19 protein-coding genes are annotated in these 21,903 nt (G+C 59.4%); 8 read left to right on the forward strand and 11 right to left on the reverse strand.

Translation table 11 applies throughout. From position 1 onward, the window contains the following. Positions 1-391 precede the first annotated feature (391 nt). Positions 392-2,533, forward strand: coding sequence for a PKD domain-containing protein (locus AC07O2_RS24385; RefSeq protein ID WP_495234746.1), 2,142 nt, complete (start codon positions 392-394; stop codon positions 2,531-2,533). 202 nt (positions 2,534-2,735) lie between these two features. Here the strand turns inward: AC07O2_RS24385 and AC07O2_RS24390 are convergent, their stop codons facing one another. The 6 genes from AC07O2_RS24390 to AC07O2_RS24415 all read right to left on the reverse strand — a co-directional run bounded on the left by AC07O2_RS24390 (position 2,736) and on the right by AC07O2_RS24415 (position 11,013). Further along, complete coding sequence (locus AC07O2_RS24390) at positions 2,736-5,717, reverse strand: L-glutamate gamma-semialdehyde dehydrogenase (RefSeq protein ID WP_495234747.1); 2,982 nt, start codon at positions 5,715-5,717, stop codon at positions 2,736-2,738. 118 nt (positions 5,718-5,835) lie between these two features. Continuing rightward, complete coding sequence (locus AC07O2_RS24395; RefSeq protein WP_495097674.1) at positions 5,836-6,441, reverse strand: MarC family protein; 606 nt, start codon at positions 6,439-6,441, stop codon at positions 5,836-5,838. 5 nt (positions 6,442-6,446) lie between these two features. Continuing rightward, entirely contained in the window at positions 6,447-7,388 is a 942-nt protein-coding gene (rocF, locus tag AC07O2_RS24400; RefSeq protein ID WP_495234748.1) for an arginase, read from the reverse strand. Continuing rightward, on the reverse strand, positions 7,385-8,479 hold the full coding sequence (gene ocd, locus AC07O2_RS24405) for an ornithine cyclodeaminase (RefSeq protein ID WP_495234749.1): 1,095 nt from the start codon (positions 8,477-8,479) through the stop codon (positions 7,385-7,387). The genes rocF and ocd overlap by 4 nt, the downstream gene beginning before the upstream one ends. A 205-nt stretch (positions 8,480-8,684) precedes the next feature. Next, positions 8,685-9,698, reverse strand: coding sequence for a porin (locus AC07O2_RS24410; RefSeq protein WP_495234750.1), 1,014 nt, complete (start codon positions 9,696-9,698; stop codon positions 8,685-8,687). 313 nt (positions 9,699-10,011) lie between these two features. Next, positions 10,012-11,013 (reverse strand): porin, encoded by a 1,002-nt coding sequence (locus AC07O2_RS24415; protein ID WP_495097678.1) that lies wholly within the window; start codon positions 11,011-11,013, stop codon positions 10,012-10,014. Between the two features lie 246 nt (positions 11,014-11,259). Here AC07O2_RS24415 and AC07O2_RS24420 point away from each other — a divergent pair, with 246 nt between their 5' ends. Further along, the gene (locus tag AC07O2_RS24420; protein ID WP_495234751.1) at positions 11,260-11,685 is read left to right on the forward strand and encodes an Lrp/AsnC family transcriptional regulator; all 426 of its coding nucleotides are present in this window, start codon (positions 11,260-11,262) and stop codon (positions 11,683-11,685) included. Next, positions 11,682-12,158: an Lrp/AsnC ligand binding domain-containing protein gene (locus tag AC07O2_RS24425; protein WP_495097680.1), complete on the forward strand. Its 477-nt coding sequence runs from the start codon at positions 11,682-11,684 to the stop codon at positions 12,156-12,158. Before AC07O2_RS24420 ends, AC07O2_RS24425 begins: the two co-directional genes overlap by 4 nt. Before the next feature lie 185 nt (positions 12,159-12,343). On the opposite strand, the gene AC07O2_RS24430 is transcribed toward AC07O2_RS24425, so the two are convergent. Further along, entirely contained in the window at positions 12,344-13,039 is a 696-nt protein-coding gene (locus tag AC07O2_RS24430; protein ID WP_495234752.1) for a YggS family pyridoxal phosphate-dependent enzyme, read from the reverse strand. Positions 13,040-13,077: 38 nt separating this feature from the next. Here AC07O2_RS24430 and AC07O2_RS24435 point away from each other — a divergent pair, with 38 nt between their 5' ends. From AC07O2_RS24435 to AC07O2_RS24450, 4 genes are all read left to right on the forward strand, one after another. Further along, entirely contained in the window at positions 13,078-14,121 is a 1,044-nt protein-coding gene (locus tag AC07O2_RS24435) for a type IV pilus twitching motility protein PilT (protein ID WP_495097682.1), read from the forward strand. Between the two features lie 22 nt (positions 14,122-14,143). Next, positions 14,144-14,776 (forward strand): cyclic nucleotide-binding domain-containing protein, encoded by a 633-nt coding sequence (locus AC07O2_RS24440; RefSeq protein ID WP_495234753.1) that lies wholly within the window; start codon positions 14,144-14,146, stop codon positions 14,774-14,776. A 12-nt stretch (positions 14,777-14,788) separates the two neighbouring features. Beyond that, a complete protein-coding gene (locus AC07O2_RS24445) occupies positions 14,789-15,925 on the forward strand; it encodes a PilT/PilU family type 4a pilus ATPase (protein ID WP_495097684.1) in 1,137 nt (378 codons plus the stop codon). Positions 15,926-16,086: 161 nt separating this feature from the next. After that, on the forward strand, positions 16,087-17,001 hold the full coding sequence (locus tag AC07O2_RS24450; protein WP_495234754.1) for an NAD(P)-dependent oxidoreductase: 915 nt from the start codon (positions 16,087-16,089) through the stop codon (positions 16,999-17,001). A 74-nt stretch (positions 17,002-17,075) separates the two neighbouring features. Here the strand turns inward: AC07O2_RS24450 and AC07O2_RS24455 are convergent, their stop codons facing one another. The 3 genes from AC07O2_RS24455 to AC07O2_RS24465 are packed head-to-tail and all read right to left on the reverse strand — an operon-like array spanning position 17,076 to position 18,808. Further along, positions 17,076-17,726, reverse strand: a complete 651-nt coding sequence (locus tag AC07O2_RS24455; RefSeq protein ID WP_495097686.1) for a BON domain-containing protein — start codon at positions 17,724-17,726, stop codon at positions 17,076-17,078. A 20-nt stretch (positions 17,727-17,746) separates the two neighbouring features. Then, complete coding sequence (locus AC07O2_RS24460) at positions 17,747-18,346, reverse strand: phosphoheptose isomerase (protein WP_495097687.1); 600 nt, start codon at positions 18,344-18,346, stop codon at positions 17,747-17,749. Positions 18,347-18,406: 60 nt separating this feature from the next. Continuing rightward, positions 18,407-18,808, reverse strand: a complete 402-nt coding sequence (locus tag AC07O2_RS24465) for a YraN family protein (RefSeq protein WP_495234755.1) — start codon at positions 18,806-18,808, stop codon at positions 18,407-18,409. Here AC07O2_RS24465 and rsmI point away from each other — a divergent pair. Continuing rightward, positions 18,808-19,722, forward strand: coding sequence for a 16S rRNA (cytidine(1402)-2'-O)-methyltransferase (gene rsmI / locus AC07O2_RS24470; RefSeq protein WP_495234756.1), 915 nt, complete (start codon positions 18,808-18,810; stop codon positions 19,720-19,722). The two genes, AC07O2_RS24465 and rsmI, sit on opposite strands and share 1 nt — an antisense overlap. A gap of 49 nt (positions 19,723-19,771) precedes the next feature. Here rsmI and tlpB read toward each other — a convergent pair whose 3' ends face one another. Next, positions 19,772-21,748, reverse strand: a complete 1,977-nt coding sequence (gene tlpB / locus AC07O2_RS24475; RefSeq protein WP_495234757.1) for a transporter-like protein TlpB — start codon at positions 21,746-21,748, stop codon at positions 19,772-19,774. Positions 21,749-21,903 lie beyond the last annotated feature (155 nt).

A 21,903-nucleotide genomic window follows, 5' to 3' on the forward strand; every position in this document is an offset into this window, starting at 1 on the left:
CACATCCGATATCTTCACTCCGAGGCGAGCGACATCGTCAATTTGAGTGATGTAGAAAGCATAAGTAACAGATATGCAAACAATGATTAATAAATGTAACTATAAAATTCATAAGGAAACTGTATACAACCTTACTTAACTTATGAAGTCATTTCCGTTCTCCAAACTAAGATTAGCCTGCGCGTACATTGTTGTTGTATTAAGTGTCATCGGGTGTGGTGGCGGCAGTGGGGGCGGAACAAACGCCAACTCAGGGCCAAGCACGACTCCTGGGGTAGATGGGGGAACAAGCCCCGCAGGCGGATCCAACTCACCTCCGCAGACATTTGCATTTTCTGCTGCGATCAAAACTGATGTATCACTTGAGCCCCAAAACCAAGTGGCTAACGCCTTGATCGGATTCGACTCCAGCGTGCAAGGCGGAAATGCACCTCTGTCATACAACTGGGATTTTGGCGATGGCAGTACAGCCCAAAGCAAAGGCGTCTCCCACCAGTTCGCAAGCGGCGGAACGTACCAAGTACGGCTAACCGTAACAGACGCAGACGGACACCAGACATCCAGCACCATGCCCTGGACCGTATCGGGGCTCAATATGCGCTTTGTTGCAGGAGTAGAAGGTGGCGCTGGTCGTAACGTCGGCACCGCAACCCAAGCCCGATTCAATAACCCATCTGGAATAGCCATTGCGCCAAATGGCACTATCTACATTGCCGACAGCAATAACCAAATGATTCGCAAAGTGCTGCCGGACGGCACAACGTCAAACTTCGCAGGAACTGCCAAGTTACGCGGCACAGATGATGGCACCGGATCAGATGCTCGATTTCAATACCCCAGCCACATTACCCTGGGTTCCAATGGCAATCTATATGTAGCCGACTACGACAGAATCCGACAAATAACGCCTTCCGGGCAAGTCAGCACGCTGGCAGGCACCGCGGGTGCGCAATCCATTGTGGATGGCCCTGCAGGCAGCGCCACTTTTAATGTCTTTCCTTCCGGCCTGGTGGCCAATAGCCAAGGTGTTGTTTTTGTACTTGATCGCAATACGATCCGCAAAATTGCAAATGGCCAAGTTTCCACCTTCCTAGGTAAAACAGACGAAGCCATGGTGACAAATGGTGATGCGTCCGTTGCAAGACTTTTGGGACCAGATGCCATAACGATTGACAGTGACGACAATCTATATATCTACGAGGCCTGCGTGGGAGTTCGAAAAATAACCCCAAATGGCACGGTGTCGACGTTTAAATCCGGCGACCTTATATATTCACCATTAGCACCCAACACAGACTGCAACGCCTATGCGGGAATAACCATTAATTCCGCACACCAAGTATTTGTAGCATCCGACAACAAGATATTTACCTACGACAGCCAAGGAGCCCCTACTGTATACGCGGGCTCCTCCGATGGAGAAACAAATGGGAACCGTAGCAGTGCCACGTTTCGAGGCCTACAGGCAATCTCCACAAATCCAGCAGGCGACTTAATAGTCGCCGGAAAATCAAATACGGTTCGAAAGATATCCACCGCTGGAATTATTACGCTGCTTGCTGGCTCTGCAAATGAAACCATTGGCACCAATCCGAATACCATATTATTTGGAGGCAGTGCTCGTATCGCCAAGTATCGAGATGGGTTTAGCGTTGCAACAAATGGCTCATGCGTTCAATTATTGAAATTAGGCAGTTTTGCTACTGAGCTAGCAGGAAACTGTGCCGTTTCAGGATATTTTGATGGCACCGGCTCCGCCGCACGTTTTGGCAATTTGACAGGAATTGCCGTTGACAGTCAAAAAAATGTATATATCGCAGACACCGACAGACAACTAATTCGCAAAATTGACACCACCGGAAACGTAACCACGTACGCTGGCATATTGGATACTGCTGGCACCAACAATGGTGCGCGCCTTAACGCGTCTTTTACAAACCCCACATATTTATCTATCGATGCCTCAGACAATTTATGGATCGCAGACAACTATGGTAAATCCCTAAGACTAGTTACTTCCGCAGGCGTGGTGAGCACTATTGCATCTTCTCCAGACTGCACCTTCACTGCAAATCCACCGTCTTGCTTTCAAATATTGGATATTGCAGCGGATCCATCCGGATTCGTTTACGTCGCAAGTGCAGCTAGGACTTCTCTATCTTTTTCGGCACCATATGTATCCAAAATTTTTAAGATAATGCAGAATGGAACAATTACTCCATTTGCTAACAATGTAGTTTTGGCCACAAGTACCGTTAGTGACGCTGGCGCTCGATTGACCGTTGATGCACTGGGTAATTTATGGGCATCAACCAGTCCGCTATCGGTCGAATCTAACTATTCCAACTTACGTCAAATAAGCGCCGCAGGCACGCTAATAAAAGAAGTCGTAATTAAGTCATTTACGACGCAGCTTTTTGCAAATGAAGCTGCTACGGAATTCTATCGGGCTATATATGGCATGGCTTTTAATGCTGATGGCTCCTTGATGATGGTCGGTGATGGCTCCGCATTTCTTGCTACCGGCTTCTAGACATTCCAACGGTTTCTAAGCCCTTTACCAAAGCGGCCCTGGCGCATTCCGTGTTGTCGAATTCGCGGGCGTACGCCGTCAAATCGCAGAGAAGAGCCTAGGCCTGCTGTCTGTGTTTTTGAAATTGCATTAAATTCAAGGAATTTAAGCTGCCAGAGCAGATAGCACCTGCGCCAGAAGCTCTTTATTCCATAGCAAACACTCAGGGCAGCGAAGCCAGCAGCGCCGCGTTGCCGCCGGCGGCCGTGGTATTGACCGTCAACGTCTGCTCGGCGCAGAAGCGGTACAGGTAGTGCGGGCCACCGGCTTTCGGGCCGGTGCCGCTCAGGCCTTCGCCGCCGAAGGGCTGGACGCCGACCACCGCGCCGATGATGTTGCGGTTGATGTAGACATTGCCGATGTGGGCGGCGGCAGCCAACGCGTGGGCGCGGCTGTCGATGCGGGTCTGGATGCCCAGGGTCAGGCCGTAGCCGAGTGCGTTGATCTGCTCGATCACCGCCTGCGGATCGCCCGACCAGCGCACGATGTGCAGCACCGGGCCGAAGATTTCCTGCGCCACGTCGCTCACCTGGTTTAGCTCAAAAGCCTGTGGTGCTATCAAGTTGCTAGCTGCTGGCGCAGATGCTGATTGCGCTAGCAAGGGTTTTGCCGTGGAGTGCAGGCGCTGGATGTGCTTCTGGATGCCGTCGAAGGCTTCCTTGTCGATCACCGGGCCCACGTCAGTCGCCCACTCCGCCGTGTTACCCAGCACCAGTTCCTTGGCAGCGCCCTGGACCATTTCGATCACGTGGTCGGCAATGGCTTCGTGCACGCACAGCAGGCGCAGCGCCGAGCAGCGCTGGCCGGCGCTGCGGAAGGCGCTTTGCACCACGGCGTCCACCACCTGCTCGGACAGCGCGGTGCTGTCGACCAGCATGGCGTTGATGCCGCCGGTCTCGGCGATCAGTGGCACGATGGGGCCGTCCTTGGCGGCCAGCGCACGGTTGATGATGCGGGCCACCGGGGTCGAGCCGGTGAACACCACGCCGGCGATGCCGGGCAGCGCCACCAGAGCCGCACCCACGGTTTCGCCCGGGCCGTGCAGCAGCTGCACCGCAGCTTCGGGCACGCCGACCGAGTGCAGCAGGCGCACGGCTTCCAGCGCGACGAACGGGGTTTGCTCGGCCGGCTTGGCCAGCACGGTGTTGCCGGTGGCCAAGGCTGCCGCGACCTGGCCCATGAAGATCGCCAATGGGAAATTCCAGGGGCTGATGCAGACCCAGACGCCGCGCGCGCTCAGGCGCAGCTCGTTGGTTTCGCCGGTCGGGCCGGGCAAGGCGACGGGCGCCATGATGCGCTCGGCCTCGTCGGCGTAGAAGCGCAGGAAGTCCACGGCTTCGCGCACTTCGGACACGGCGTCGCCCCAGGTCTTGAAGGCTTCTTTGACCAGAATGGCGCAGAAGCGCGGCATCTGGTGTTCCAGTGCGTCGGCGCTTTGGCGCAGCAGCGCGGCGCGCTCGGCGACCGGGGCTTTGCTCCAGATTTTGTAGCTGCTTGCGCTGGTGGCATATGCGCTGGCGGCCTGTTTGGCATCAAATTCTGGCACAGAAGGAACGGTCAGGTTGTCGAAGGCGGTTTGCAGCGTGGCGCGCTGGGTGGCGACTTCCAGGTCCAGGCCGGCGCTGTTCTTGCGGCCGGCGCCGAACAGCTTAGGCGGCAGCACGAAGGCCGACTCCGGCTCCAGGCGCAGGGGCGACACCAGGATTTCCTCCATACCCACCGACTCGTCGGCCAGCTGGTGCACAAAAGACGAGTTCGCGCCGTTCTCCAGCAGGCGGCGCACCAGGTAGGCCAGCAAATCGCGGTGCTTGCCCACCGGGGCGTAGACGCGGCAGCCGATCAGCGGGTTCTTCAACACCTCGCGGTACACGCCCTCGCCCATGCCGTGCAGGCGCTGCAGCTCGAACGGATTGCCGCTCTTGGCCGCCAGGCTCAGGATGGCGGCGATGGTGGCGGCGTTGTGGGTGGCGAATTGCGGGTAGATGGCATCCGGCGCGTCCAGCAGCGCCTTGGCGCAGGCCAGGTAGGACACGTCGGTGTGGTGCTTGTGGGTGAACACCGGATAGTGCGGCAGGCCCAGCTCTTGGGCGCGCTTGATTTCCGAGTCCCAGTAAGCCCCCTTGACCAGGCGGCACATCAGGCGCAGCTTGTATTTGCGGCCAATGCTGGCGATGTGCTGGATCAGTTCCAGCGCCCGGGTCTGGTAGGCCTGCATGGCCAGGCCGAAGCCGCGCCACTGCGGCTGATGCTGGGCTACCAGGGCGGCCAGGGCTTCAAATACGTCGAGCGACAGCTCCAGGCGGTCGACTTCTTCGGCGTCGATGGTCAGGTTGATGTTGGCACGGGCGGCCTGCTCGCACAGGCTCCAGACGCGGGGCACCAGCTCGGCCAGCACGCGTTCGCGCTGGGTCCATTCGTAACGCGGGTGCAAGGCGCTGAGCTTGATGGATATACCGTCATTTTTCTCAGTAGCGCCCGTCTTGTCTGCGCGAGCAGCTATGGCTTCGATAGCATTCTTGTAGCTTTGCAAGTAGTTCAGCGCGTCGGCATCGGTGCGCGCGCCCTCGCCCAGCATGTCGTAGCTATAGGTCAGCTGGGCCTGCTTTTTTCGCGCGGCATCGGCTTCGTCCATGGCGTCGCCAATGGTTTGGCCGAGCACGAACTGGCGCCCCAGCAATTGCACAGCGCGCACGGTGGCGGCGACGACTGTTTTGGCGCCGAGCTTGGTGAGCAGGCCTTGCGGGGCTTCGGCATCGGGCAGGAATTTCTTCGACAAGGCGATGGCGCTGCTGGACAGCTTGGCCAGGGTAGAGCGGCCCAGCACCTGGGCGGCACCGGTTTCATCCATGCCGTCAAAGTCGGCGCGGCCCAACTGGTCGGCGGTCAGGGCGATGGCGGTTTCGGCATCGGGCACGCGCAGCAGGGCTTCGGCCAGGCGCATCAGGGCCAGGCCCTCGGCACTGGAGATCGGGTATTCGCGCAGCAGGCTTTCCATGGCCCAGAACGGCGGCGGGTTGTCGCGCACCGCCTGCACCCAGGGGCGCGCGGGGGCGGAGGCTATGGCCCAGTCCAGCGCACCCGACAGGGCGGCAAGACGGTTAGCGACGACTTCGGCCTCGGGCCGGTAGGGGGTGGGCAAACGCATGGTGAACTCCGGTGAAATTGAGGAACAACAAATTGCAATATCCGCTAGTTTGCCGCGCACTCACCAGATAATTTCACCAAATTTTTACGGAAAACTAGTTTAAAAAACTACGCACATGCTATTGAGCGATTCCAGGAAAGGCATTGCGCAGACCCGAGATGAGCATCTCCACGGCCATCGCCGCCAGTAACAGACCCATCAGCCGCTCCAGCGCGATCAGGCCGGATTTACCCAGGCGCCGCGCCAGTGCGCTGGCCGAGAGCAACACCAGCCAGACAACCACCATGCTGAGCGCAATGGCGGCGGCCCAGGTCCAGGCACGCTCAGGCTGACGCGAGGCCAGCAGCAACACTGTGGCCAGCGAGGACGGGCCGGCAATCATCGGAATGGCCAGAGGCACCAGCACCGGCTCGCCCTCATCCTCAGGGCCGGAAAAACTCACGCCCATGCTGGGGAAGGCCATGCCCATGGCGATCAAGAACAGGATCACGCCGCCGGCAATTTCCAGCGAGGCGTCGGTAAGGTGCATGACATGCAGCAGCCGGTCGCCACCCCACATGAAGACCAGCAGAATCACCAGCGCGAAAAAGCATTCGCGGCTGACGATGGCAAAGCGCCGTTCGCGCGGCGTATTGCGCAGCAGGCTGAGCACGATGGGCACATTGCCCAGAGGGTCGAGCACGATCAGCAAGACCATCAAGGCCGAGTAGAAATCGTGCTGCATGGCGGCTAGCCGTTGCTGGGCGACACCTGGCGCATCAACGTGCTCTTGCCGAACAGGCTTTCCACCAGATCCACGGCCAGTTCAGCCGTCTGGTTGCGCACATCCAGCGCCGGGTTCAACTCGACAATGTCCAGCGAGGCCAGAAGGCCAGTATCGGCAATCATCTCCATGCACAGTTGGGCTTCGCGGTAGTTGGGACCGCCGCGCACGGTGGTGCCTACACCGGGGGCGATGTCGGGGTCGAGAAAGTCCACGTCCAGGCTGATGTGCAGATGGGTGTTTTCGTCCAGACCGTCCAGCGCCATTTCCATGGTGTGGCGTATGCCCATCTCGTCGATGAAGCGCATGTCGAAGACTTCGATGCCCACGTCATGCACAAAGCGTTTTTCGCCCAGGTCCACGCTGCGGATGCCGATCTCCACAATCTCTGCCGGGCTGATGGCGGGCACATGGCCACCGATTTCAATCAGTGCCTTTGGGCCATGGCCACACAGACAGGCGACCGGCATGCCGTGGATGTTGCCGCTGGGCGTGAGGGCTGCCGTGTTGAAATCCGCATGTGCATCCAGCCACAGCACGCGCAACTTCTTGCCGGTTTCTCGGCAGTGGCGCGCCACCGCGCTGATGGAGCCTATGCCTAAACAATGGTCGCCACCGAGCATGATGGGCAGGCGACCCGCTTGCAGCTCGAAATGCACAACCTTGTGCACGAGCTCGTTCCACTGCACCACCTCCGGCAGGTGGCGATAGCCGTCCACCGGGGCTTGCCAGGGGTTGGCGGGGCCGCGGATATTGCCGCAGTCGCGCACGTCCAGACCGGCCTGCTCCAACGCCTGGGCCAGGCCCGCAACGCGCAACGCCTCCGGGCCCATGCGGGCGCCCCGCACGCCAGCACCGATGTCTGTGGGAACGCCAATCAGGCTCACGCCCTTGCTCGAAGATGTCATGCTGCTACTGCTTCCGGTGAGAGTGCTGGTACGGATACCCCGACCTGTGCGGCCGAGGGACGTACCAAACTATACAAATCTTTCGGGTCATCCAGGCCTGGAATCAGGGCCAAGCGCTGGCCCAGACCCAACTCCTGTGCAGTGTCGCGCATAAAGCGCAGCGCGGAGTAATCCTCCAGAGCAAAACCCACCGAATCGAACACCGTGATCTGCGCATCGCTGCTACGGCCCACGGCCTTGCCGCTAAGCACCTGCCACATTTCGGTCACGGCAAAATCGGCTGGCAGTTGTTGCAGATCGCCTTCGATACGGGTTTGCGGTTCGTATTCCACAAACACGCTGGCGGCACGCAGCACGTCGGGGTGCAGCTCGGTCTTGCCAGGGCAGTCGCCACCCACGCCGTTGATGTGCATGCCGGGCTCCAGCATCTCGGGGGTGAGGATGGTGGCATTGGTTTTGTCGGCAGTCACGGTGGTCACGATGTCGGCACCGCGCACGGCCTCTAAGGTGCTGGCGCAGACCACGACCTTCAAGGCGGTAGAGCGCAGGTTGTCCACCAGCTTGGCTGTCGCCAGCGGATCGGTATCGAACAAGCGCACCTCTTCGATTCCCATCAGGTAGTGGAAAGCCAGGGCCTGGAATTCGCTTTGCGCACCATTGCCAATCAGCGCCATGCTGCGGCTGTTAGGGCGGGCCAGGGCACGGGCGGCGACGACGGAGGTCGCTGCGGTGCGGATGGCCGTGGTCAGGGTCAGCTCGCTCAACAGTTCTGGCACACCGGTGGCTACGCTGGCCAGCACGCCAAATGCCATCACAGTAGGCAAGCCGTGCAGCGCATTATTCTTGGGGTGTCCGTTGACGTATTTAAAGGCGTAGCTTTGGTCGTCGGCAATCGGCATCAGCTCAATCACGCCATCGGCGGAATGGCTGGCCACGCGGGCGCACTTGTCAAAAGCTTGCCAGCGCAAAAAATCAGCCTGGATCGTATCGGCCATGCCACGCAAGCAGGCAGACAGCCCCTTGCGTTGGACGATGCTGGCCACATCTTGGGCGCTGAGGAATTGGGTGGGTACAAGTGCGATGTTGTGCATGGTGCAGGTCTTTCTAGGAATGCACGCAGTGTCGCAACAGAGGCTGTCAATGTACATCGCCAACATTGCCATCTTTTAGATAAAAAACTATCGTTTTGATATAAATTTCTGTCGAAATGACAATTTCGGATAAAAAAAAGCCACCCGGCGAACCGGGTGGCTTTTTTGCATTGCTAAATCCAAACCGGCTCAAGCCGGCAGGGAATTAGAAAGTGTGGCGAACGCCAACTGCGAAGCGGTCAGACTTCAGATCTTCAACACCGTCTTGCTTCTGCTTAGCAAAGGTCAAACCGGTGTAAATCGAGGTACGCTTGGACAGGCTGTACATAGCGCCCAGACCGAAACCGTTGCCGGTCTTGTCAGCAACAGCGGCCTTTTCCTTGGTGGTGTGTGCGTAACCAGCAGACAACACCAGGGCAGCACCGACGGGCACGTCAACACCGATTTGCGCGGTCTTTTCCTTGTCGTCACCTGCAAAGGTGTTCTTCGTATCACGGTAGCTAGCCATCAGCTTGGCAACGCCCAGGTCATAGGAACCGTTGATCAGAGCGTCCTTCATGGTCAGGCCAGTTGTGGAGAAGTTTGTGATCTTGTCTTCTTGGTAAGCAGCACCAACATAGATCGGGCCAGCCGCGTACTGCACGTTGACTGCGGCGAGGCCTTGAGCGCTCTTGGTGGCAGTCTTGTTCTCACCCAATGCATAGCTCACCATGCCAGAGAAACCGGACAGGTTAGGCGACAAGTACTTGATCTGGTTGCCAGGGTTGGCGAGATAGCCAGACGCCAGGAACGTGTCAGGAGACAGGCCCGAGTCAAAAACGGAGTGAGCAGCGCCGTTGATTTCGTCACGAGCAGTCCAGTCCTTACCCAAGCGGACTTCACCGAAACCGCCGGAGAAACCAACCCAAGATGTGCGGCTGAAAGCCTGGCCAGCAGTACCAGACGCGCCAGTGTCAGCAGCAAAACCGTTTTCCAGGCCGAAATTGGCCTTCAAGCCACCACCCAGATCTTCAGAACCCTTAAAGCCATAACGGCTGCCAGAAACAGTGCCGCTGTCCATCGTGGTTTTGCGCAAAGCAGCAGCGGAAGAAGTTGCACCGATTTCGTCCTTGGACGAAGCCATGCTCAAATCAATAATGCCGTACAAGGTAACCGAAGACTGGGCCATTGCAGCGCCAGTAGAAGCCAGAACGGCCAAAGCAATCAAACTCTTTTTCATGGGATTTTCCTAACGGGTTGAAAAATTGGTGTTCGAAGTTTGCCCCCAAAACGCATTGCAACCCGCAATAACCATGCAATTTCTTCAGGACCTGTTGTTATTGAGATACAACTTCACCGGCCTTTCACACACCAAACGTGAGTAAGTATTTTTTTTGAATCCAATTGTTAATCTTGTGTGTAGTTGCCCAGAAAAACGTTTGTCTTGCGTATGGATTGGTCAATCTGCAACGCTCGCTACCGCCAATTTCCATGCGCAAAGTTAAAGAAGGCCCTCTCGGGTTCAAGAGGACCTTCATACCACTAGGTCCGGCTCAGAAAGAGTGATTCAGGCCGATGGTGTAAATGTCGGTCTTGACCTTTTCCCCAACAGCTGGCTTGCTTTGTGCCCACATTGCTCCGGTGTACACAAAGGTACGCTTGGACAGGCTGTACTTCGCGCCCAGACCCAGACCGTCACGTTTCGTGCCACTCACGCCATTCGTGTCCTTGTCCTTCGAATAAGCATAGCCGGTCGACAGAACCAAAGCTGGGCCAACAGGAACGTCTACACCGAACTGGAATTGGTTGGACTTCAAATCCAGATCGGTCGTGTTTTGGTTGTAGCTACCTTCGAGCTTCACGACGCCGAGGTCATAGGAAGCGTTAAACAGCACGTCTTTATACGAAGCTGCACCAGTAGCGCCAGCAGCATTGTGTGCCTTGCTGTCCTCTTGGTAGGCCAAGCTCAGATAAAGAGGGCCACCGGTGTACTGCACATTCACAGCAGCAACGCCCTTAGCGCTGGTCGTAGCCGTCTTGTTTTCACCCAATGCATAGCTGGCAGCAACAGTCACGCCACCGAAGCTAGGGGAGCTGTACTTGATCATGTTGCCTGGCTTGCCGTTGTAGGCAGCACCGTTCTGCCACACGGTGTAAGCAGGAGCCAACAGACCGTCCCACAGCGGATCGCTGTTGATAGCGGTGTCATCGTACGCCGTACCGGTATTGCCGAAATCGAACTCACCAAAAGAACCCGCCAGACCTACATACGACTGACGGTTAAAAATAGAGCCAGCCTTACCAGTACCGGTGTCCACGTTAAAGCCGCTTTCCAGATTGAAGACAGCCTTCAGGCCGCCACCCAAATCTTCAGCGCCTTTGAGCCCCCAACGGCTGCCGTTAATGCCGCCGCTCTCCAGCAAGGTTTTACGCAAGTCGTTTGCCTTTGCAGACTGCAAATTCACATCAATAATGCCGTACAACGTGACCGAGGACTGGGCCATTGCAGCGCCAGTCGAAGCCAGAACGGCCAAGGCAATCAGACTCTTCTTCATGGGAAATTCCTAATAGATGAAATTGTAAAAATTTGCAATCAAAGTGGACCGCGCACACGCCGTGCAATCACAGTCGAATCCGCTGTCATACGTTGTTGTTATTTGCGTGCTGCTTAACCACAGTTACGTGAATAACACCTTCATTACGCAAGTCCCATGCCACAAATCGGCACCGCGTTAACCCTAAAGTCAGGCGCGCTTGGCGATTTTTGGCTATTTGATGTCCATTCGCAGCAAAATGCCACCATGGACGCAACCGACCAACAGCTCATCTCCCTGCTACGCAAGGACGCTCGCACCACGGTGGCAACCCTTGCGCACAAGCTTGGCGTGTCGCGTGGCACAGTCACCAACCGGATAACCAAATTGGAGGATGCTGGCGTTATCGTCGGCTACACCATACGGCTGCGGCCCGACGCGCAACCCAACGAAATCCGCGCTTGGATGGGTATTGCAGTAGCGGGCAACGCTACACGCGCAGTCATTGACAGCCTGCTGGGTGAACCCGGCGTGGCAGCACTGCACGACACCAATGGCCGCTGGGACCTGCTGGCTGAGCTACGTGCCGCCCACCTCTCCGAGCTATCGCAGGTACTGGAACGTATCCGCTTGGTCCGCGGCATCAGCGCCACAGAGACCAGCATCCACCTTGAAACCTACCGTTTGTCGTGACCAGCACCCTTCTTGACCTAGACCGCATCGACCTGAAAATCCTGGACTTTCTGCAGGAAGACGGGCGCATATCCAATCTCAAGCTGGCCGAAAAAGTCAGCTTGTCGCCCACCGCCGTACTGGCGCGCGTGCAACGCCTGACGAAGGAGGGCTATATCCTGGGCTACGAGGCGCGGCTCAACCCCCTGCAGTTGGGGGCGTCCATGATGGTCTTCGTCGAGGTTCTACTGGACCGCACCACACCGAACGTCTTCGAGGCCTTCAAAGCCGCGGTGCAAGTGCGTCCCGAGATCATGGAGTGCCATATGGTCGCGGGCGGCTTTGACTACCTTCTCAAAACCCGCATGGCAGATATGCTGGCCTACCGCGAGTTCGCAGGCACCGTGTTGTGGCAGCTGCCCGGAATTCGCGAGACCCGCACCTACGCCGTCATGGAAGAAGTAAAGAACTCAACCCGTCTGCGCCTGAGCTGAGCCAGCATCCTTCAAGCGGCCTAGGAGCCTGTCGGACTTGGAAAGCGTCGGCTGCAAACCGACCGCAGCGGTCCATTTTTCACCGTCTTTTTGCCCCATAGCGGAGCTATGGGCCTGCAAATCCGGCAAAAACTATCCTCGCTGGGGCCGATTTTCGCTTTCGACGTTCCAAGCCCGACAGGCTCCTAGCTACGTCCACCAAAAATCGCTGTCCCTATACGCACCATGCTGCTGCCCGCCAGCACGGCGGCCTCCAGATCCGCACTCATGCCCATGGACAAGGTATCAAAGCGGTCCGCACTAGGCAATGCGGCCGCCACAATGAAGTCGAACAGAACGCGGGTCTGCTGGTGTACCACCAGTTGCTGCGCAAACACAGGCAAGGGCTCCGGAATCGACATGATGCCGCGCAGACACAGGCGGGGTAAAGCGGCAACCTGTGCGGCCAACGCCAAGACTTGCCCGGGCTCCACGCCCGACTTGGTAGGCCCGCCATCGACATTCACCTGCAAGCAGATATTCAAAGGCGGTAAATGGGCCGGACGTTGGTCGCTGAGCCGCTGCGCGATCTTCAAACGGTCCACGGTATGCACCCAGTCGAAGTTCTCTGCAACCAGCCGGCTCTTATTGCTCTGTATCGGACCTATGCAATGCCACTCCAGCGGCAGGTCGCGCAGGGCGTCCATCTTGTCCACCGCTTCCTGGATGTAATTCTCGCCAAAACAAGTCTGGCCCGCAGCGTAGGCCTCACGCACTGCGGACGCACCCCATGTCTTGGATACGGCCAGCAAAGTCACCGCATCGGTCGAGCGTTGCGCCTGCGCACAGGCGACAGAAATCCTTTCTAGGACCTGCTGGAGATTGTGGCTAATGGTCGTCATAATCAAAGCCCACAGCGTACCAAAACATCGAGGGATCCGTGGACATCACCCAACTGCTTGCGTTCAGCGTAAAAAACAAGGCCTCCGACTTGCACCTGTCCGCGGGTTTGCCGCCCATGATCCGGGTGCACGGGGATGTTCGGCGCATCAATGTGGAGCCACTGGACCACAAGACCGTCCACGCCATGGTGTATGACATCATGAGCGACAGCCAGCGCAAGCACTACGAAGAGTTTCTGGAGGTGGACTTCTCATTCGAAATTGAAGGCCTGGCGCGCTTTCGCGTGAATGCCTTTAACCACGCCCGAGGCGCCGGCGCCGTGCTGCGGACCATTCCGTCCAAAATTTTGACCCTGGAGCAATTGAACGCCCCCAAGATCTTTGCCGACCTGGCGCTCAAACCCCGGGGCATGGTGCTGGTCACAGGCCCCACAGGTTCTGGTAAATCCACCACCCTGGCGGCCATGGTCAACCACCTGAACGAAACCGAGTACGGCCACGTGCTTACCGTGGAAGACCCAATCGAATTCGTCCACGAATCCAAAAAATGCCTGGTCAACCAGCGTGAAGTAGGCCCGCACACCCTGAGCTTTGCCAACGCCCTTCGGTCCGCGCTGCGTGAAGACCCGGACGCCATCCTGGTGGGGGAAATGCGCGACCTAGAAACCATCCGCCTGGCAATGACGGCGGCCGAAACAGGCCACCTGGTCTTTGGCACACTGCATACCTCTAGCGCGGCCAAGACCATAGACCGGATCATTGACGTGTTTCCGGCCGAGGAGAAGGAAATGATCCGAGCCATGTTGTCGGAATCGTTGCAGGCGGTCATTTCCCAGACGTTGTGCAAAACCAAGGACGGCCAGGGCCGCGTGGCAGCACATGAAATCATGCTGGGCACCAGTGCCATCCGCAATCTGATCCGAGAAGCCAAGGTGGCACAGATGTACTCCACCATCCAGACCGGCAACGGAGTCGGCATGCAGACACTGGACCAAAATCTGACCGACTTGGTACGCCGCAATATCATCAGCCCGGCCGAGGCCCGCGGCAAAGCGAAAATACCGGAAAATTTCCCCGGCTGAACACTGACCATTGGAGCGCCCCATGAAGGGTATTCTCGAGTTTTTACTCAATAAAAAAGAACCGGAACCAGACGCGACCGCTCCCGACTCGGTGCTGTTCACCACGGCATTCAACGGCCAGGATGTGGACCCGTCCATGCTGGTGCCCTGGGATGCACGCGCGGTGGAAGTTGGCGCCAAGCGCCTGGCCTCGTCCAGCAGCGTCAAGCTGCTGCAAAGCTTATGGGCCAAAGACAAGAATATGGAGCACCTGGAAGCCGCCTCCATCGAGCGCATGGAGCGCTTTTGCCAGTTTGCCCTGGTACCGGGTGGACGCGACGTCATCCGCCAGGGCGAATACGGCAACTTCATGGTCGTCTTGCTCAAAGGCACCATCGCCATCGACCGGTTGCAACCCTGGGGTGAGCATCTGCGCCTGGCAGAAGCCAAGCCGGGTGACATCCTGGGTGAAATGTCACTGCTGGACAGCGGCATGCGGTTTTCTGCCTGCACCACCCTGGACGACTGTGAGATCGCCGTGCTCAGCGCCGAGTCCATGGACGACATGATGAACACCGATCCGCGCCTTGCGGCCAGCCTGATTGCCTTGCTGGCACGCAAACTCTCGCTGCGTCTGCGCGCCATCAGCGCCCGATTCAGCGACCGACCCAACTAAAAAGGCAACACAATGGAACGTGACCAGGCCAGCAAGTTCATCAACGACCTTCTGAAATTGATGGTCAGTCGCAATGGCAGCGACTTGTTCTTGACCGCTGAATTTCCGCCCGGCATCAAGGTGGATGGCAGCGTCACCAAGGTTTCGCCCCAGCCATTGACCTCCGCTCACACCTTGGCGCTGGCCCGCGCCATCATGAGCGACAAGCAAGCGGCGGAGTTTGAACGTACCAAGGAATGCAACTTTGCCATTTCCCCGGCCGGCATTGGCCGCTTCCGGGTAAATGCCTTCATGCAGCAAGGCAAGGTCGGTCTGGTGATACGCGTCATTCCCAACTCCGTGCCCACCATCGATAGCATGGGCCTGCCGCCCGTACTGAAAGACGTGGTCATGACCAAGCGTGGCCTGTGCATCCTGGTCGGCGCCACCGGCTGCGGCAAGACCACCACCCTGGCTGCCATGGTGGACTGGCGCAATGACCAATCCTTCGGCCACATCATCACCATCGAAGACCCGGTGGAATTTGTGCACGCCCACAAGAACTGTGTAGTGACCCACCGCGAGATCGGACTGGACACCGACAATTGGGACATCGCACTGAAGAACACCCTGCGCCAGGCGCCCGATGTGATCATGATGGGCGAAATACGCGACCGCACCACCATGGAACACGCCATCGCGTTCTCGGAAACCGGCCACCTGTGCCTGGCCACGCTGCACGCCAACAACTCCAACCAGGCACTGGAGCGGATACTCAACTTCTTCCCCGAAGACCGCCGCCCCCAGTTGCTGATGGACTTGTCGCTGAACCTGCGCGCCATCGTGTCGCAACGCCTCATACCACGCCAAGACAACAAGGGCCGCACCGCCGCGGTCGAAATCTTGCTGAATACGCCGCTGATCTCGGACCTGGTGTTCAAGGGCGAAGTCTCGGAAATCAAGGAGGTGATGAAGAAAAGCCGCAACCTCGGCATGCAGACCTTTGACCAGTCCTTGTTCGATGCTTACGAGGGCCAGCTCATCAGCTACGAAGATGCCTTGCGCAACGCCGACTCACTCAACGACCTGCGTCTGCAGATCAAGCTCAACAGCCAGCGCGCCAAGACCCAGGACCTGGCGGCGGGCACGGAGCATTTCGCGATTGTTTAGGCTCACCCCCAGGCTACACACTGCGTGTTTCCGCCAACCCCCTTGCAGGGGGCGATACCTACGGCCCGGCGAAGCCGGTCCCGTGGTATCCCGCGAATGAAGCCCGGCACGCTAGTTTGCGTGGGCCACTGATTTTTCCAACCTCTATCTTTTTCCTTTCCATGTCCAGCACCAACCCGAAAACCTACGATTCCGTCCTGTCCAAAAAAGTTGCCTTCATTGGCCTGGGTGTGATGGGCTACCCCATGGCAGGGCATCTGGCCTTGGCTGGGCACGCGGTCACGGTGTACAACCGCACCACTACAAAATCCATAGCATGGTGCGCAGAGTATTCCAGCACTACGGCCCCGAAACATGCTGAAACCCCACGTTTGGCTGCGCAGGGTGCCGACATCGTTTTTTGCTGCGTGGGCAATGACGACGACCTGCGCTCCGTCACGCTGGGCGCTGACGGTGCATTTGCCGGCATGGAGCCGGGTGCAATTTTTGTGGACCACACCACGGCGTCGGCCGAAGTGGCCCGCGAGTTGGATGTTGCCGCACGCCCCCTGGGCCTGCGCTTCATCGACGCACCCGTATCCGGCGGTCAGGCGGGTGCACAGAATGGCCTGCTGACAGTCATGTGCGGCGGCGACGCACAGGCCTTTGACGCCATCGCCCCCACAGCCATGGCCTTCTCCCGTGCCATCACCCGGGTCGGCGAAAGCGGCGCTGGCCAACTGGCCAAGATGGTCAACCAGATATGCATTGCCGGCCTGGTGCAGGGTCTGAGCGAAGCCGTGGCCTTCGGCCAGCGCGCTGGCCTGGACATGCTGCAGGTGCTGGACGTCATTGGCAAGGGCGCAGCCCAAAGCTGGCAGATGGACAACCGTGGCAAGACCATGGTGGCCGACAAATTCGATTTCGGCTTCGCGGTGGATTGGATGCGCAAGGACCTGGGCTTGGTGCTGGACGAGGCCAAGCGCAACGGCGCACGCCTGCCTGTAACGGCCCTGGTGGACCAGTTCTATGCCGATGTGCAGCTGATGGGCGGCCAGCGCTGGGACACGTCCAGCCTGATCAAGCGCCTCAAGTAATTCCGCTTTGCACCCACCCATGAAAAAGCCCCTGGCATCCAGATGCCAGGGGCTTTTTCTTATGGCGTCAGAACTCAGGACGCCGGCGTTGCCGTGCTCACGGGGGCAGGCTGGGGAACAGCGTTTTTCAACTCGTCCTCACTCAGCACCTCAAACACACGCACCACCTTTTGCACACCGCTGACGTTGCGGGCCAGCTCGGTGGCTCGGTCGGCTTCGCGTTGTGAAACTCGGCCCATCAAATAGACCACGCCACGCTCGGTCACCACCTTGAACACATTCGACTGCAGATCACGCGCGTCCACCAGCGCGGCCTTGACCTTGCCCGTCACCAGGGTATCCGACGAGCGCTGCGACAGCGAGGTCGTACCCAGCACCGCTACCTCGTTCACCACCGAACGCACGTTGTCCACCTTCAACACCAGGTCGTCCAGCTTCTGCTTGTCGGCTGCGGTGGGGACTTCACCGGTCAGCAAGACCTGGCGGTTGTAGCTGGTCACATTGATGTGTGCCTGCTCACTCAGCGCCTGGCCAATGCGGTTGTTGGCGCGCAGTTCGATGCCCTCGTCTTCCAGCTGGGCGCCGGAAGTACGGCGGTCCGTGGCCACCATGGCCGAGCCGACAAATGCACCGCCCATCACCAGCGGCACGCACGCCGAAAGGCTCGCACCCAATACCACCGAAGCCACACAAGTCAAATAAAACGGACGCATAGTGTCTTTCACATTCAAAGGGGTTAAAAAGCCTAAAGAGGCGCCTCAAGGTCGCCCAGCAGCTGCGAATCCACGCCGTCGCACAAGCAGTGCAAGACCAGCAAATGGACTTCCTGGATGCGGGCCGTACGGTCATGCGGCACGCAGATGTGCACGTCGGTCTCACGCAGTGCCGCGCCCATCTTACCGCCGCCCTTGCCGGTCAAGGCCACCACGGTCATCTCTCGCTCATGGGCGGCCTCAATGGCTGCCAGCACATTGGCCGAATTACCGCTGGTGGTGATTGCCAGCAGCACATCACCCGGCTGCCCCAGAGCCCGCACCTGCTTGGCGAAGATGACGTCGAAGTTGTAGTCGTTGCCGATGGCAGTGAGGATGGAGCTATCGGTGGTCAACGCAATCGCCCCCAGCTCGGGCCGCTCACGCTCAAAACGGCCCACAAACTCCGCCGCGAAATGCTGCGCATCCGCTGCCGAGCCGCCGTTGCCGCAAGCCAGCACCTTGCCGCCGCTGGTCACGCTGGCCAGCATGGCCTGGATGCCGGCCGCAATGGGCTTGCTCAGGGGTTGCGCAGACTGGTACTTCAGGTCGGCGCTGTCGATGAAATGCTGCTGAATACGTTGTTCAATCATGGTCCGCGATGATACCCCCGCCATATGTAGTCACGGTGTAGCCACGGGGTAAGCGGCGTTTCAAGCAGCGTCGAATGCGGCGCGCAGCCATTGCAGGCCCTGCGCCTCCAGCAGCACCACGTCAAAGCGGCACGGCGGTGGCGTGGCCAGGCCCAGCAGATAGTGGCGCGCCGCCAGCACAATGCGCTTTTGCTTGGTGGTGCTGACACTGGCTGCGGCACCGCCAAAGGCCGCGTTTGCGCGCTTGCGCACCTCGACAAACACCAGCGTGCCGTCCGGTGCGCGCATCACCAGATCGATTTCACCGCCGCCCCGGCCGGGCGTCCGATAATTGCGCTCCAGCAGACGCAGGCCCTGGGCTTGCAAATGCGCCAGCGCCTGGTCTTCGGCCGCATCACCAGCTTGCTTGGTGGTCGGCGCCGTGCCCATGCGTGTCAGAGCTAATTTTTTGAGGAAACCCATTGAGCGCTTCTTTTGCTTCCGCCTTGAACGCCGCCCACGAGGCCGCGTCTTCGCAGCATTATCCGGCGGGCACGCTCTATATCGTGGCCACGCCGATTGGAAACCTATGTGACATCAGCCTGCGCGCCCTGCATGTGCTGGGTCTGGTGGATGCGATTGCCTGCGAGGACACACGCCACACCCAGTCTCTGCTGCGCGCCTACGGTATCGACAAGCCATCGTCGCAGCTGCTGGCAGTGCATCAGCACAACGAATCCGAGGCCGCCCAGAACGTGGTGCGGCGCCTGCAGCAGGGCGAGCGCATCGCCTATGTGAGCGACGCGGGCACGCCCGCCGTCAGCGACCCCGGCGCCCGCGTGGCTGCCGCAGCACGAGCCGTAGGCCTGCCGGTAGTGCCGCTGCCGGGTGCCAGCAGCATCACCACCGCACTAAGTGCGGCCGGCATCGTGCAGGACACGGGCTTTGTGTTCATTGGTTTTCTGTCCAGCAAGGCAGCCGAACGCGATACCGCCGCCCAAGGCCTGCTGGCCGAACCACGCGCCGTGGTGCTGCTGGAAGCCCCCCACCGCATCGAGGCGCTGGCCCGCAGCCTGGCATGCCTGGGCGCACGCCCGATCACCATGGCGCGCGAGCTCACCAAGCAGTTTGAGGAAATTGCCACCGTGCCGGCGCAGGAACTGCCCGGCTGGCTGGCAGCCCAGGCATCGCGCACACGCGGAGAATTTGTGGTGGTGGTACACCCTGCCCCACCCGCCGAGACGCCAGAACAAGACTTGCGCATACTCAAGCTGCTGCTGGCCGAGCTACCGCTGAAAACCGCGGTGCAACTGTGTACCGACATCACCGGCCAGCCGCGCAAACTCTTGTACAGCGCCGCCCTGGCCTTGAAACCCGCGCCCGAGGAAGACTCCTAAAATAATAGCCTCCAGCGCAGGTAGCACGTGCGCTGGAAGCATATTTTCTTTAACACTTACGGCGCGGCCAGAGAAAGCTCAGCGGCTGCTGGCGTACCCGCTGCCACACGGCCGAACGCAGGCGCAGACGGTCCAAGCCGCTGACGCTGTGCGCGCCCAATGCCAGCTGCAGGGCCAGGAAGAAGCTCACTGTCAGGTTCAGCGCGCCAATCAGCGGGATCGCCGCGACGCACCACCAAAACGCCGACATAGTCCACACATGGGCGCCAAACGCCGAAGCCGCTGCCGCCAGTTGCCCGGACGACAAAGTGACGTGGCGCGCCTCCAGCCCCAGGCCCACAAAAGCCAACACCGGCGGCAACAGGCCCAGCATGAAGCCCAGCGAAATGTTCGACGCAAAGCCCGAAATATGCTCCCGCATGAAATGCGCCCAGCGGTCGGCGCGCGCCACGCCCAGCACGGCGGTGATGCGCGGGTTGTAGCGCAGGGCCGAGTCCAGGCGGTGCAGCACAAACCAGTTTTCCGTTGCGCCGGCAATCAGGCTGGCCAGGAACAGCAGTACCCCGGTAAAGGCCGCGAACAGCAAGGTGCTGGGCGTGAGCAGGTGCAGGGTCTGGAACACATGCGCGGCCTCGGCCTTGCTGATCATGGGCTTGCCGCCCAGCCACAGCATGCCAAAGCTGATCAGGCAGACACAGGGCACGACCATGCCCACATTGCCCAGTACAGCAGCCACCTGCGAACGCACCAGGTGTGTTACCTCGTCCACAAACTCATCCACGGCGCTGCCGCCGCTCAGGTCCTTGAGCTTGGCCGCCATGGCCGGCGCCGTCATCGCCGGCTGCTTGGTAGCCAGTGTCCAATGCAGCAGCTGGATCAGCACAAAGCTGGCGGCATACATCAGGCCGGACGCCATGCCGGACCAGAACGCCGTCAGGCCCAGGGCGCCGATTGCGAACTTGAGTAAGGTGGTCAATGAGGTGGCGGCCCCGCCGCCGGCGGCCTTGGCCAGCATGCCACGGTATTCGGCATGGTCGCGGGTGATGTAGTGCGCACCGGTTTCGGCACTGCGCTCGGTCACCTTGGCCGCCAGCATGGAGGCATTCACACGGACCAGAGCGCGCACGCTGCGCCGCTCCTGCCCGGCTTCGGTCAGCTTGGATACCAGGCGCGCAGCACTGGCCTCGGGTGTGGGCGACACCAGGCCATCCATCAGGTCGCGCACCCGCAAGACTCGCTCGCGCAGCTGGCGCAACATGAACACCAGGTTGATCGAAATGCCGTGCTCGTTCAAATGCGGATACACGCTGGCCGCGGCCTGGCGACACAGTTCCAGGCGCTCACGCAGGCGCTGCGCCGCAGCCTCCAGTTCCTGAGGCTCGCGTGGCGTGGCGATAAAGGCCAGGCGGAATGCATCCACATCGGCCGACAGATCGCTAAACGGCTGGGCCTGGCGCGCACCGTCACTCATGCGCAGGCGCAGCTCAGAGGCAAAGCCCGTGGCGCGAATCTGGCTGGTGCAAAAAACAATCGCCTGCAGCAAAGCGTCTTGCCACAGAGTAACGCACGGTGTCCGAGACGGTGCCGTCAGCAGCCCAGCCAGGCACTGCAAGCTGCCACTGTCCAGCACCGCCAACCACTCCGCATCGGCTTTGTCGCTCAGCACCAGGCTGAACAGCTCCGCGGCATCGGTAGTTTCAGGGGTAGCGGGCAGAATCTTGCGACCCAGGCGGCCAGCCAGCTCGCTCAGAAATGCCGAGCTATGCGAAAAACCATAGTCGGCCAGCACGGTGGTGCTGTCCACGGTCTGCAGCAATACCAGCCACCAGGCACGCAGGCCCTCCTGCAGCTGCGGCCGTGTCTGCAGCGCCTCCAGGAAAAACTGCATCCGGCGCACCGATGCGTCAGCAGAGCTGCCGTCGCCGCGTATCCAATCCAGCAAGCCAATCAGCCACAGATGGCGCTGCGCCAAGGGAGCGTTGGCGTCCAGCGTGTCGAGCAAAAAGGGAAGGTCAGATTGTGTCAATAGTGCGTTCGGAAGAGGTGTCGCTGCAGGCATAAACCTGCCAAGAGGGGAAGCGCAAACAGGGCGATGCCAACAACAGTCGCTTGAATCATAAGCGTGCCGTCAGATGAAGCATAACTGTACCACTTGGTGTTGCTGCCGGTCTCGATTGGCCC

It is taken from the genome of Rhodoferax sp. GW821-FHT10B06, from assembly GCF_059415605.1.